The organism is Olivibacter domesticus (assembly GCF_900109575.1).
Classification (GTDB): Bacteria; Bacteroidota; Bacteroidia; order Sphingobacteriales; family Sphingobacteriaceae; genus Olivibacter; species Olivibacter domesticus.
In genome coordinates this window covers 77,964-92,803 of record NZ_FOAF01000015.1, presented here as the reverse complement: position 1 = coordinate 92,803, position 14,840 = coordinate 77,964, and the positions used below count along the sequence as shown (strand labels likewise).

The following is a 14,840-nucleotide window of genomic DNA, read 5'->3' as shown; positions in this document are numbered from 1 at the left end:
CTTTAATGCGTTCTCTGCGTTTAATCATAAGCACACAGTCATAATAGCAATGTTCAGTAAAAACAACGAAGCTACCTTTTGGGCAGCCTCGTTGAACCAATATAAACTAAACAATATATATGATGAACTTACCATCCTGGGTTCTGCATCGCTTGCTTCTCATCCGAGGTCAAGGAAGCACCATTACGCTGTACTGCATCCAAAAAGCTTTGGGGGACCGGACGGAGTAAGTGCTTTTCCCGTACGTTCGGTGCCGCTTCCGGATTGAATTGTTGATCTCTTTCCACCAAGGTCTTTGTTCTGGCCAAATCTTCCCAACGATGAAATTCGCCTAGCAGCTCCCTAGATCGCTCATTCAATATAAAATGAACAAAACACTGCGCCATAGAGCTGGCTGACGGTGGAAACATCTCGGCTAAGGCCTGTGGAGTTCCAGGTGTGAAGGCCGCTTCCGTTACCAACATATCGTTCTTGGTAGAACTAGCTGTTCCAACTGCTACATTCTCCGCACGGTAGTAAACGGGTGTTCTATTTTCACCCTCATTAAATCCAGCTCTTTGTCGCAATATGTTAAGATACCGCAAAGCGGAACCATAATCTCCTTTTCTGCCGTATGCTTCGGCAACTATCAGATAGGTTTCACCCGTACGGGCTAAAATACCGTCTCTGCTACCCTTTTGCGAAGACACAGTCGTACGGAAAGCATCTATATATTTTGACAAGGATAGATATTGGCTGATGGTCCAGTTAGATTTGACCTCTCCGTTATCATAATAGTAGCGAACAAAGAGAGAAGGCGCGGCTTTACTAATCGTTTCGGCTGTAAAACGTGTGTCATTTCTATCATTCACTATGTACGTGATAGCCGTATCACCGACGTTGAATTTCGGCTGTCCTACTAAGTTCGAGCTTGGGGCATTGGCATCTGTCCATCTAGGTAGGGTATTAGCGTTGTTGGCTATATAAGAGAACTTAAAACTCTTATAGAATCTAGAATCGATTTTTCTATTAAACACGTCGAGCGCATAATCCGTTGGCCTCAGTCGTTGAAACTCGCGCCCATTTGCTATGTCACGTGTCATGCCTGGCAAAGTTTGATAAATAGAAAGAAAATACAGATGTGTTTGATTGCCGTATCGTCCTGCTAATGCATCTTGATTATCGAATTGTGCCGCTAGTAAAATTTCGGAATTCGTCTCATTTATGTCGTTCACTTTGGTGTATTTAAATAAATCAGCGTAATCTGCCGCTAATTTATTCGGGGAGTTATTTATTACTTGTTCACCAAAATAAATGGCGCTATCTAGATCTGTTGGCTTACTAAAGGCCGCGTTCAACTCACTCGCCCGATATAGATAAGCTTTCGCCAAGCAGTGCTGCGCTGCTGCCCTTGTAATGCGTCCTACTTGGCCAGCAGTGGTGGGTAATAAATCAACCGCCATCTTAAAGTCGCTGATTAGCTGGGCATATACCAGTTCTGCTGATGCTCTGGAAAAATCAGTCTGCAAGCTTTCAGAGGGGGTTAGTTTTAATGGTACACCCCCGAATTGCTTAACTAGTTTAAAATAGTCAAAAGCGCGCATAAAGTAACACTCGCCAAGCCGCGTATTCTTTTGTTCTCCGTCTGGGTAAACAGTAGGAATATTCTTAATACCTGTGTTAGCTGTATTTATATTGGCGTACATATTATCCCAGATATCGGCGAATTCACCAACAGCGGGGTCCAATACACTAGAGTAAGTATTGAAATGCACTTTATCCAAACCGCCTCCATTTGTAAATTCATCCACCCCATAATTAGTGGTGGTGTAAGCCCATTCATAATTAAAATGGAATCGTAGTCCGTCGTACATGCCCACCACCAAACTTTCCAAACCTTCTACTGTTTGGTAATGTTGATTAGTTAAGGTCGCAACCACCTGTTCGTCTAAAAACTTAGAACAAGAAGTTGGCAAAATGGCACTTGTTAGTAACAAGCCCATATATATCTTTTTATTGATTGTTTTCATGATAAATGCAGAATTAGAAAGTTACATTAAGTCCGATTACAAAACTTCTAGACGAAATCGATGAATTAATATCAGGATCTATAAATCCATTCTTCGTATAGATATAAGGATTGATCATTTGTCCGTATACCTTCAAATTACTCATATGAAGTGTCTTTAAAATATTGGGTGCGAAGCTATAACCCAATGACACATTTCTAAGTTTGATAAAAGAGCCATTTTGATAGTTCATAGATGAATAGTGGATAGGTTGACCTCCATTGCCAAAATCGGCCCTAGGATAGGCGTTTGTAGGATTATCAGGCGTCCAATAATCTATTTCCCGCGAGGCATAACGGCCTTGCATATCCACAGCTCCACCTTCTATTAAGAAGCCCCACCTGGCATAGAAGAAGAAAGATAACTCCCAATTCCTGTAGTTCAGCGTGTTAGTGATACCGGCTGTCCATCTAGGGAACCGATTTCCAAGTACTTTTCTATCGTTGTTATTATCAATGACATAATCACCATTTAAATCCGCTACCCGAATATCACCTGCTTTATAGGTTGCTCCATTATCATTAAATCGCTGCATTTCATCGGCATCAGTCGTTTGCCAAATACCTACTTTTTCATAGTCATAGTAAACAAATAAAGGCTGTCCGATAAAGAAACTAGAAGCAGGAAGATCTGATTGGCCATCCAATAACTCAACGATCTCATCTTTATTGGTGGCGATATTAAAATCGGTCAGCCACTTGAAATTAGGTTGATCGATATTCATAGATGACAGTGTTAGCTCTACCCCTCGATTTTTAGTCTTTCCTACGTTATAATACATGGTAGTAAATCCGTTGACCGTTGGTATTGGACGATTCATTAACAAATCATTCGTTTTGGATGTATAGAAATCCAATGAACCGCTTAATCTGTTTTTGAACAGACCAAAATCTACCGCCGCATTCCATTGGGTTGTCCGTTCCCATTTCAGCTCTCGATTTGCCATGGTACCCGGACTAGATGCTTTGGGGTCCGATGGAATGTATCCCATTTCCACCTGATTACCAAATACAATAGGCATCTCAATTAGGCCCCCCATGGTAGTATACGGATCAATCGCTGAGTTTCCTGTAGTTCCCACACCAATACGGAATTTCAATTGATTAACCCAAGGCGTATTTTCTATAAAGCTTTCCTGTTCCATTCGCCAGGCAAGTGCCGCCGCCGGAAAAGATTGCCACTTATTACCAGGCGCAAGCACCGATGCACCATCCCAACGATTCGAAGCTGTTAAAATATACTTATCCGCAAAAGTATAATTGACACGAGCCATATAAGACATTAACGTATTCTTGGAGTAACCGGAGCCCCAGCCTTGCAACTCGCCTCTTGCAGTGGAGGATAAGTTATACCATAGCTGACTATTATAAGGCAGGTCGATGGCCGTCATATCAGAATTTTCAGACCGGTTGGATGTCATGCTCTGCAGTAGGGTAACATCAATTGCATGTTTTTCAGCAAAATTTTTATTATAGTAAATCAGATTATCCCATGTCCAAGCAATGTTTTGCGTTTTACCTAAACGTGCATAATTTGTAGATGTTGAAGCGCCACCACCACGTAAGATAGAGCGGGCATCCTGGAATTGACCATTCCGGAAATTTCTAAAATCAGGCCCATAATTCATCCGATATTTCAATCCATCCATCAGCTTAATTTCAGCAAAAAAACTTCCTAATGCACGTAAAGCCGTACGTTCATTTATTACATATTCGTGCTCCAATATGGGGTTAACAATGTTTATATCGCCACCAGGTAAATAAATGTAGTTCCCTTGATCATCATAAGGCACTGCATAAGGCAGCATGCCTTGTGCAGCTCCGTAAATAGCATTTGCTGCCCGGCTGCCCGAGCCTGTGTATCCATAATTTTGAACAGACCAAGTTCCACTGATAGAAGCTCCCAATGTAAACCAATCTGTTGGACGGGCCTCTAAACCAACTCTTCCACTATAGCGTTTATAATCTTGCCCTTTGTTGGTTCCTTTTTGATTCAGGTAGCCTCCTGTAAAATTAGCAGTCATTTTATCGCTACCCATAGACACGCCGAGGGTATGATCGGTAGTAAATCCGGTTTGCGTAACGTAGTCAGTCCACCCAGTAGTAGGGATCTGGCTAGCATTGTAAATAGGCACTTCATCGACACCCCACCTTGCTTTTTCATCCGCAGTGGTTGGCCGCATTTGTGCGATGAGGTTGTCTTTATCTACCCATGTATAACCCTTCGCAATATTTTCCCAGGCATAAGGATCAACACCCAATATTCTTTTATCCTGGGTAGGATTAGGATAAGGTGTAGTATAACCAGTTTCTGAATTTGTGGTAGAAACCGATCGATAAGCATTCCTTCTATATTCAGCATATTCGCCTGCATCGAACATTGTATTCAGATCGTTGATCTTCTCAAACGTATTGATAACATTGTAGTTAATCTGAGCGACTCCTTGCTTACCTTTCTTTGTGGTAATCATAATCACGCCGTTAGCGGCTCTCGAACCATACACAGCGGTGGCAGAAGCATCCTTTAATACATCGATGGTTTCTATATCGTGCGGATTAATCGCGTCGATACCTCCAGCCGATAGGGGAATTCCATCTACCACATAGAGCGGATTATTTGTTGCTAAGAGGGATCGATTTCCGCGAACACGAATGCTTCCCATTTCACCCGGTCTTGAATTTGCTGTAACATCGACCCCTGCAACCCGTCCCTGCATAGCCTGCAGTGCATTCTGGATAGGTAATTGCTCAATCTGCTTACTCCCGATACTAGCAACGGCCCCCGTTAAATTCTCTCGTTTCACAACATTATAACCAACCACAGCAACTTCATCGAGCTGCTGTAAATTGCTGGTTAGCCTCACTTGGAGAACGGAGCCCGTAATCGTTTGCTGTACTTCTTCATATCCGACATATCTAAAGATAAGTGTTTGTCCATTTTCAGCAGAGAGGGTAAAATTTCCGTCGGCATCGGTCTGGGTTTGAGACTGGCTCTCCCGGAGAAAGATACTTACGCCTGGAAGCGGTAGGCCACTCGAAGCATCTTTAACCTGACCAGAGACCTGAACAGTTTGCTGAGCAAAAGTCGTCGAAGCATAAAGAGCTAAAAAAATGCCTAGCAAGAGTTTAAGCAAAGCATTAGATTGCGATAGGTTTTTCTTCATTGTTGATTTATTAGTGAATAAATTGGTTTTGGCTAGCCTCAATAAATGTACAAGAGACAATTACAAAAACGAAAAAACAATATTTAACAAGTTCATGCAACCTGCTCTATCCTGTTTTAAAGGGGATTATGGGGGCAAAAGAAGGATCAGCTAAAGAAGGAAACGTTTTAGCAGAAGTAATACGATGTCTAAAAAAATCTACGCAATCGATTCCGGTATTATTAGTTATTCGTTATTTGTTGTTGGTTTCATGATGTTTGAATAATCACTACTCGCTATTTCGCTCAAACGCTCGTAACAGTACAGGATGGTATTTCGCTTCAAAAATCTTTCTTTTGGGAGAGAACCAATGAGACTAATGCACCTAAAGACACAAAACCAATTTCATTTTTTATGTCTTTAGGAGCCTGTACGTGCTAAAACCTGATAATGAAAAAAAGAATATCATCGATCTATTACTTAATTGCGATTGTGGTTATGTCTATAACCAGCTCAACTTATGTATGCTCTCAAACCTTTGCCAAAAAATCAAATGAAAAGACGCAGAAAAAATCCTTAAAACGAATAGCCGATCATAAGGGTCCCGTAATAGGGCCTAATCATTCAGACGTTTTATCCAGCAAAAATCGCGCAGGATTCGAGACCGGGCAGGTTGTTAAGATTGACGGCGTGTATCATATGTTTATAAATGAAATGTTTGAACGCCCGCATCGAGATATGCGCATTGCCTATTGGACCAGTAGAGATGCCATTAACTGGAAACGCCAATCTACAGTGGTCGAAAGTATTCCGGGCAGATCTCCATCAAACCCCCGATCTGAGGTTTGGGTTACAGCAGTGGAATTTAACGAAGATGAAAATGCATGGAATATTTTCTACGTTGCTTACCGAGCGGGGGCTAAAGAAAAGGGAGAAATAGAGGGAAATGACTATGCAGGGCGAATCTGGCGGGCCAAATCGGTTATCACCGGACGAGAAGGAATTGCGGGCCCCTATGCTGATATGGGTATCGTTTTACAACCAGATGAAAACTCCCAGTCGTGGGAAGGCCAACAAGCAGTAGCGTCTTTTAACCCCTATAAAGTAGGCAATCGTTGGTACGCTTTTTATGAGGGACATAATCATGTTCCAAGAGGTGATTGGCCTACCGGTATGGCAACAGCTTCCAAGCTGGATGGACCTTGGACAAGGATGCCCGAGGGTCATAATCCCGTCCCTTTAACGGCCGTATTTAATGAAAATGCACAGGTCACTGAATTAAAAGATGGAAGTTACCTAACCGTTTTCGATTCTTTTGGCGATCAGGAAATCGGTTACAGTCTTTCTGAAGATGGCATTCATTGGAACCATGAGACACGCATTAAAGTACAATCTGAAAAGAATTTATGGGGAGATCCAGGCGATCATGCTATGCGTACACCCCTCTGCGCCATCGAAGAAGAAGATGGAACCTTCACCGTCATCTATACAGCCTTGATAACCATCAATGGCAAAAAATTCTATGCGGTGGGGAAATGTACCTTGGCATGGGAATAGTGCATTTGGATGTACATATTGTATTAAAGGAACTTAGTAATGAACTACGATGCTTAACCAATTCCTTAAAACCGCTGGCAAGCTCGTCTGCGTTCTACTCTTTACTGCAAATTTATTAAGCTGTAGTATTAAGGAAACAGACAAAGGCACCGAAACCGGAAAAATAAAATGGCCTGAAATCAATCAGGAGATGAAGCCTTGGACAAGGTGGTGGTGGTTTGGCAATGCTGTAACTGAAAAGGATTTAACGGCAGCTTTAGAAGCTTACAAAAAAGCTGGGTTGGGAGGAGTAGAGATAACACCTATCTATGGTGTTCGCGGAGCAGAAGACCATTTTATAGATTTTCTTTCGCCAGCATGGATGGACAAACTTAGTTACACGCTAAAAGAAGCTAAAAGACTAGGCTTAGGCGTAGATCTTGCCAATGCATCTGGCTGGCCATTCGGCGGTCCTTGGGTGGATGAACAAATGGCTTGTAAAAACATGGTTTCTAAGGTGTTTAAGCTCGAAGGAGGGCATACGCTTACAGAAAACATAATATATGTACAAACGCCTCTGGTGCGTGTTGCTGGTGAAAAAAAAGTCACAATAACCGATATAAAAGCACCTATAACAGCAAATGAAAATTTACAGGATTATGCATTTGACCAAGTGCGGTATGAGCGGGAGCTACCGCTGATCATTGTGACGGCGAGTAAAAAAGAGAAAAATGGATTTACGGAAGTTATCGATCTCACAAATAAAGTAAAGAAGGGGAAACTTGAATGGACTGCTCCTCAAGGGGAATGGACTGTATGTGCACTTTTCCAAGGAAATCACGGTAAAATGGTAGAACGTGCCGGTCCCGGTGGAGAAGGCAATGTCATCGACCATTTCTCATCAGAAGCATTAGAAAAGTACCTGAATAAATTTGACACGGCTTTTAAAGACAATGACCTTAGCCACTTACGTTATTTCTTTAATGATTCGTATGAAGTAGACGATGCGCAGGGACAAGCCAACTGGACACCTGCTTTTTTCTCAGCATTCAAAACAACGAGAGGCTATGACCTTACCAAACATATTCCAGCCTTATTGGGATTAGACACTGAGGAAATGAACAGTAGGGTTTTATATGATTACCGTATGACCGTCAGCGATTTGCTATTGGAAAAATACACTAAAAATTGGCAAAAATGGGCGGCTAAACAAGGCAAAGGGATACGGAATCAAGCCCACGGCTCTCCAGCCAACGTACTGGACCTTTATGCAGCAAGTGATATCCCTGAAATTGAGGGAACGGAAATTGTAAATCTTAAAAGCGCACCATCAGCTGCTCATATCACTGGTAAAAGGCTTACCTCATCCGAATCGGCTACTTGGCTCAACGAACATTTTGAGTCTAATCTCGGCGATGTGAAAGGTGCGGTAGATAAACTATGGTTAGCGGGTGTTAACCACATATTTTATCATGGAACGGCCTATTCACCACAGCAAGCGAAATGGCCTGGTTGGCTTTTTTATGCTGCTGTACATTTCACGCCCACGAATAGCCTTTGGGAAGATTTTGGCGCATTTAACCAGTATGCGGCGCGTGCTCAGAGCTTTCTACAAGCAGGAAAACCATCGAATGACATTTTACTTTATTTTGGGCTAGCTGATTTATGGTCGGAACGGGGAAAGTACATGCTTAAACATTTCCATTCTAACAAATTTTTTGATGAGCTCTCTCTGAAAGCATGCGGCGACTACCTTAGTAAAGAAGGTTATTCTTGGGATGCGCTGTCGGACAAACAACTTATTGATGTGACTTGCCAAGATTCAACGCTGCTTATAGGTGGAAATATCTATAAGACACTAGTAGTGCCGGAAATACAATACATGCCCATCGAAACGTTCGAAAAGCTAATGAACCTTGCCCAAGAAGGAGCAACTATCATTTTTCACAAAAATATGCCTTCAGACATCCCCGGATTAGCGAATCTTGCGCAAGCAAGGAAGAAGATGAATGTATTAAAAGGAAAACTAGCTTTTACAAGAAAAGGAAATAGCCAAACAGCGATATATGGGAAAGGTAGAATCATTTTATCAAATGACCTATCAAGCTTAACAGCTAATACTAGCTTAGCACCCGAGCAGATGTATACGAAAGGACTTCAATGTATACGAAGGTTAAAAGACGATGGCAATTATTACTATTTCATTAATAACCCCTCTGAAAAACCATTTAAAGGATGGATAACGCTTCATGCGCAATATCGTTCGGCAGCCTTGTATAATTTAATGACAGGTAAAGACGGGTATGTAAAAACGCGTGAGCAAGGTGATAACACGGAAATGTATCTCGAACTAACATTTAATGAGTCTATTGTGGTAGAAACCTTTAGAGGTGAACATAAAGGGGCTTTCTATCCCTATTATGAAAGTGCCGGCAAACCTTTGGAGCTGTCTGGTTGGAAAATAGACTTCGTAAAAGGCGGACCGGTACTACCAACAAGTATAACGACGACAAAGGAGTTGCAGTCGTGGACAAATTATGGACCAGCATATACAGCCTTCTCGGGAACCGCGGAATATAGCACGATGATTCCTACCTTATCTACCAAGGCCGACGCATGGCGACTAGCCCTTGGAGATGTTCGTGAAAGCGCGTCTATATATATAAACGGAAACTACTTAGGAACATGCTTCGGCAGCCCGTATAGCATTGAAATACCCAGTAATCTATTGACGAATGGCAATAACGAACTTAAAATCCGTGTATCAAATCTTATGGCCAACCGGATTGCCGACCTCGATAAGAGAGGCGTTGAATGGCGGATTTTTTATAACACAAATTTCAATGCTAGGAGTAAAATGAATGTAGGAAAAGACGGCAAATTTACCGCCAAAAATTGGAAGCCTAAATTATCAGGTCTTATAGGCCCTACCACCTTAACACCAATCGCTATCCATTAAAGAAATGCAAATACGTCTTTGTGATTGTTAACCGTATTCTTTAAAAGGGGCCGATGATTAGATTCCAGATAATTTAGGAAGAAGACGTGACCGTTTTATTGGTAGGAGCATAATATTTCAACTCTATAATATCGTTTGGAAACGGAAGGCTGTTCCATGATTGATGAATGGCCAGCGCAGTGCCAATGGCAGTAGCTTGTGCCATAGAGGCGGCGAACACTTCTATCTGCGGAAAAACATCCGCTAATAGATTCATGTAAATCACGTTTTTTCCGAACCCTCCATCCACAAACAATCGTTTAACCTTGGAAGTTCCTATTGACAACTCGGTAGACATCCTTTGTGCTTCAACAACGTCTAACATAAACTGATGATAGGCTTCCGTTTCTGATGAGAAGTCGGACAATGCCCTTTTATCAAATCTTGCAAGTTGTTCTTGCGGACTGGACGCGGTTGCTTCCTTGTCTTTTCCCTTTAATTTTTCAATGATTCGTGCATCAAAACCAATAGTTTTAAATTTTGCTGAAGAAACATTAAAATGAGCCGCGATGCGTTTGATCTGCTGTTCATGTTCATATCCTGCAAATAAGCGCGACGCTTTTACCGGTTTACCCTGATAATGGATATACGAAAGACAATCTGCCTTCAAATCCTCGCTGGTTAAAGCTTCTTCATTAAATGGATTTAAGCTGATGCACCAAGTACCCGTAGAAAGAAGTACAAAAGGTTTCGTAAAACTTACCAAATAAGGAATTAAGGCGGCAGAACTATCATGAAAGCCAGCCCCAACAGCATAGTTATTCCCTGGAAAAGAGGCTTGAAAAACGGAGTCGGCAGGTACAATAGGTGCGAGTTTTTCTAAGATCCCCTCCTGTTTCACCCATTCGTGGTAATCATTCTTCTGGAAGTCCCATAAATTGGTATGGCAACCTATACTCGTCAAATCGCTATACACTTTACCTGATATCAAGAAACTCATGTATTGAGGTAAATGCAAGGCCTTATATACCTGTTTAAATACCGCAGGCTTTTCATGTTTTAATCTATAAAGCTGCATCCCAGAATTCAAACTTCCTAATACTGGAGATGCAGTCTGCAGGGCGAAGTTTTCTTCACCACCGTATTTACTATAGAACTTATCTTTTAATGCTTCAGGATAAGCCTTTAAATAGTTGTAGAGAGGCGTTAAAGGCTTCCCGCTTTCATCAATGTATACAAAACTAGCACCGTAAGTAGAGAAATTAATAGCTTTTATTTCGAACTCGTCCCTTCTGAACACCTCATGTAAGGAGTCAAAAACGGATAGGCGGAGGCTAGCAAGATTTTCGCAGGAATCACCATCCTCATCTACCGTCTCCGTAAAGCGAGCCGATCGTTCAAAAACAATCCTATAATGCTCATCAAATAGAAATAATTTTTTATTTGTCTTTCCTACATCAAATACTGCAATAACCGGTATCTTCATTGTTGGCTGTTTCGTTATTGGTTGTTAGTTATTAATTGTTTTTATTAGTGCACCTTACAGGCCTGAAACCTTAGTGTCATCTTACATCTTTAAGCCTTATGTCTTACACCTTAAAAACCTACCACTTAAAACTTACAAGCCGGTAGCAACTGTTTTGGAACCTCTCTCTTTAACTAATTCTTCCCGAACCTTTAGGGAACGATAAAGTGCTAAAGGATTCAGTGCCCCATTTGCACGCAATCGGGCTTCTGCAACGAGGGGTCGCACATCGGTACGAAAAGCAGTCTGCAATATTTCCTGGGCTTTGGCCACATCATTTTCTTCTTGTGCCACGATCAAGCTCTTACGATCTACCAAGAGTGCCTGTGCATAGGCTATCATAATGGCTTCCACAGATTGTAATAAATCTTCGAGCGGATCTTTTACGTTATGTGATGCGTCGATCATCCAGCCAAGATCGCTAGCATGGTCCATCTGCCTGGCATCCATTCCTTCCACCAACTCACTAAAAATCAAGAATAGTTGGTAAGGCTTTATACTACCTGCTGTAAGATCGTCATCACCATATTTGGAATCATTAAAATGAAATCCACCTAACTTCCCTTCCATCAATAACAGTGATACGATTTGTTCAATATTCGCATTTGGAAGGTGGTGTCCAAGATCTACCAGCGTGTAAGCTTGTGGTCCTAGCTTAGTGGCATATAGAAACGACTGCCCCCAATCGCCCACTGTAGTAGAGTAAAAGTTAGGTTCAAATGCTTTATATTCTACAAACATCTTCCAGTCTGACGGCAAAGCAGCATAGACCTCCTGCAGACTCTCGAGTGTTCGTTGAAAAGCTTTACGAAAATTTAGCTGACCGGGAAAACAAGAGCCATCCGAAAGCCATACCGTTAATGCCTTAGAACCTAGGGCTACACCGTGTTTGATGACCTCTATATTATGCGCTATAGCCTGTTTTCTCACGGCTTTGTCGACGTGCTGCATCGACCCAAATTTATAGCTTAACGCCTGGTTTGCCTGATCCTGAAAAGTATTGGAGTTCATCGCATCGAAGGCCAAACCGTGCTGTGCAGCCAGTGCTTTGATGGACTGATAGTTTTCGGGGACATCCCAGGGGATATGCAAGGAAATTGCGCCGCTCGACTGGTTTAGCGTATGCAAAAGACCAACATCCTCTATCTTTTCCTCCAAGCTTCGCGGCTCACCTCCACCAGGAAAGCGGCCAAAACGAGTACCGCCCGAGCCTAATGCCCAGCTGGGTATGGCAATCTGAAAATCAATCAACTTTTGAAGAATTTCCTCGTAGTTGGCTATTTCTTCAACAAGGCCCTCTAATTTTCGTGTATGCTTGCTACTCTCTTGTTGGTTATATTCCTCAATTTTATACTTATCTATCTTCATAATCGGGATATTAATTATTAGTTCCTCACTGGGCCAATACAGCAATAAACCCCAGCTGTCTTAAATTGGTGAATTTACTAATTCCATTCAACATTATTGGCCCCTTGATCAATTGCTTAATTAGCTCATTCAAATTTATCTTACAAATGCCATGGCTACTCCACCATCTACATTCAATACATTGCCTGTAGATTTATTTAATAAGCCCCCCACAAACACGTAACATGCATTTGCAATATCTTCAGGCAATATAATTTCATTTAACAAGGTACGTTTTGCGTAATAAGCAGGAAGTTCTGCTACCGTAATACCATAAGCTTTTGCTCTTCCTTCGGCCCAGGCCCCTTCCCATATTTTACTATCAGATATAACAGCATCTGGATTTACTACATTTACACGAATTTTATCGGCACCAAGTTCCGCCGCGTTTAATCTACTCAGATGTAACTGTGCCGCTTTTGCCGAACCATATCCTGCGTTATTCGGGCCCGAAACTAGTGCATTTTTACTTACAATATTTAAGATATCTCCACCCATATTCTGTTTTCTCAGCACCGATACTGCGTATTGCGTTACTTTAAATTGTCCCTTTACAAGCACATCGTATAAGAGATCCCAATCCTTATCTGTATGATCTTGAATGGGTTTAGAAATGGAAAGTCCGGCGCAATTCACCACAATATCAACACCTCCAAATGCAAGGTTACCTATATTAAACGCTGCGTCAATATCACGATCGTTCGTTACATCTAATAGCGCAGTGACGAAAGCATCTTTACCAAAACGTTGATTGAATTCATCTTTAGCCTTAGCAAGGCGAGTTTCGTCATTGTCATTCACAATTACCACGGCTCCTTCTTCAGCAAATTTAACAGCAATGGCTTTTCCTATACCACCGGCGCTTCCTGTGATTAAGGCAATTTTACCGGAGAGCGCTTTTGGTTTCGGCATACGTTGTAATTTAGCTTCTTCCAGCAACCAATATTCAATATTGAAAGCTTCCTGGCGCGGCAACGAGGTATATTCCGAAATAGCTTCCGAGCCTTTCATCACATTGATCGCATTGATGTAAAATTCGGCAGCTACTCTTGCCGTTTGCTTATCTTTAGAAAACGAAAATAACCCTACACCTGGATATAAAATGATAACCGGATTTTTATCTCGAATGGCTGGACTATTCGGATGCTTGCATGTTTCATAATAGTCGGCATACATTTTCCGATACGTTTCGAAAGCTGGTACAAGTTGTTCTTTTAGTTTAGCGACATCTGTTAAATCCTGATCGGCCGGTAAATCAAGCACGAGGGGACTTATTTTGGTGCGCAGAAAATGATCTGGACAACTCGTTCCCATCGGCGCTAGCCTTGCTAAATCATTTGAATTAATAAATTCCAGCACGCGTTCGTCATCAGTAAAGTGTCCGACCATAGATCGCTCAGAAGAGCAGAAACCTCTCAATAAAGGGGCTATGGCCGCTGCCTGTTCTTTACGCTTTTCAACAGAAAGGCTCTCAATCTTTTTCCCGCCAAAAACAGGACCTTTTTTGCCAACGTTCTGTGCTAAATATTCCGCACAAGTCTCAATTACTTCGAGCGTGTTGATATAGCTTTTATAAGCAGTATCTCCCCAGGTAAATAATCCATGGGAGCCGAGCATAATGCCTCTGATACCTGGATTTTCGTCAAGACACTGCTTAAGCTTCAATCCAAGATCAAAACCGGGTCTTTGCCATTCGACCCAGCCGATAGTGCCCTTAAATAATTCTTGGGTGATTTTTTTTCCATCTTTTGCAGCAGCGATCGCTATAGCTGCATCTGGATGCAAGTGATCTATATGTTTAAAAGGCAAAAAACCATGCAAAGGTGTATCGATAGAAGGCGCTTTTGATGCTAAATCATATATGCTATGATTAAATAATTCCACCATTTCATCCTCCTGCTCAATCCCCTTATACACTTTTCTGAGATTGTGCAAGCGCTCCACATAAAGGGCAGCTAAACCGCTTCTCTTGAGCGTGCCCAGATCTCCACCAGATCCTTTCACCCACATTACTTCAACGTTTTCCCCAGTTAATGGGTCCTTGGCGGAGGCCTTACAAGAGGTATTCCCACCGCCATAATTTGTTAAACGTAAATCTGCTCCTAATAAATTTGAACGATAAATTAAAAGGGCTACTTCATCCCCTTCCAGTTTCGCCGCCTCTTGATCATCCCATAAATAGCTTACATGTTTAAAGCTTTCTTTTTTTACTAATTCAGACATATTCTTTATTAATTTTTATCT

At 41.8% G+C, this 14,840-nt stretch carries 7 protein-coding genes; 2 read left to right on the top strand and 5 right to left on the bottom strand.

Annotated elements, in window-relative coordinates:
• Positions 1-128: 128 nt before the first annotated feature.
• Positions 129-1,982 (bottom strand): RagB/SusD family nutrient uptake outer membrane protein, encoded by a 1,854-nt coding sequence (locus BMY50_RS26920; protein ID WP_238383903.1) that lies wholly within the window; start codon positions 1,980-1,982, stop codon positions 129-131.
• A gap of 40 nt (positions 1,983-2,022) precedes the next feature.
• The gene (locus tag BMY50_RS26915) at positions 2,023-5,211 is read right to left on the bottom strand and encodes a SusC/RagA family TonB-linked outer membrane protein (protein ID WP_093332739.1); all 3,189 of its coding nucleotides are present in this window, start codon (positions 5,209-5,211) and stop codon (positions 2,023-2,025) included.
• Between the two features lie 429 nt (positions 5,212-5,640).
• On the opposite strand from BMY50_RS26915, the gene BMY50_RS26910 reads away from it, so the two are divergent.
• Both BMY50_RS26910 and BMY50_RS26905 read left to right on the top strand, forming a co-directional pair.
• Positions 5,641-6,747, top strand: a complete 1,107-nt coding sequence (locus BMY50_RS26910) for a glycoside hydrolase family protein (protein WP_202907951.1) — start codon at positions 5,641-5,643, stop codon at positions 6,745-6,747.
• A gap of 49 nt (positions 6,748-6,796) precedes the next feature.
• Positions 6,797-9,685: a glycosyl hydrolase gene (locus BMY50_RS26905; RefSeq protein ID WP_093332736.1), complete on the top strand. Its 2,889-nt coding sequence runs from the start codon at positions 6,797-6,799 to the stop codon at positions 9,683-9,685.
• Positions 9,686-9,758: 73 nt separating this feature from the next.
• On the opposite strand, the gene BMY50_RS26900 is transcribed toward BMY50_RS26905, so the two are convergent.
• From BMY50_RS26900 to BMY50_RS26890, 3 genes are all read right to left on the bottom strand, one after another.
• Complete coding sequence (locus BMY50_RS26900) at positions 9,759-11,150, bottom strand: FGGY-family carbohydrate kinase (protein WP_093332733.1); 1,392 nt, start codon at positions 11,148-11,150, stop codon at positions 9,759-9,761.
• A 132-nt stretch (positions 11,151-11,282) separates the two neighbouring features.
• Positions 11,283-12,557: a TIM barrel protein gene (locus tag BMY50_RS26895; protein WP_093332730.1), complete on the bottom strand. Its 1,275-nt coding sequence runs from the start codon at positions 12,555-12,557 to the stop codon at positions 11,283-11,285.
• Between the two features lie 135 nt (positions 12,558-12,692).
• Entirely contained in the window at positions 12,693-14,819 is a 2,127-nt protein-coding gene (locus BMY50_RS26890; RefSeq protein ID WP_093332725.1) for a bifunctional aldolase/short-chain dehydrogenase, read from the bottom strand.
• Positions 14,820-14,840: the final 21 nt, after the last annotated feature.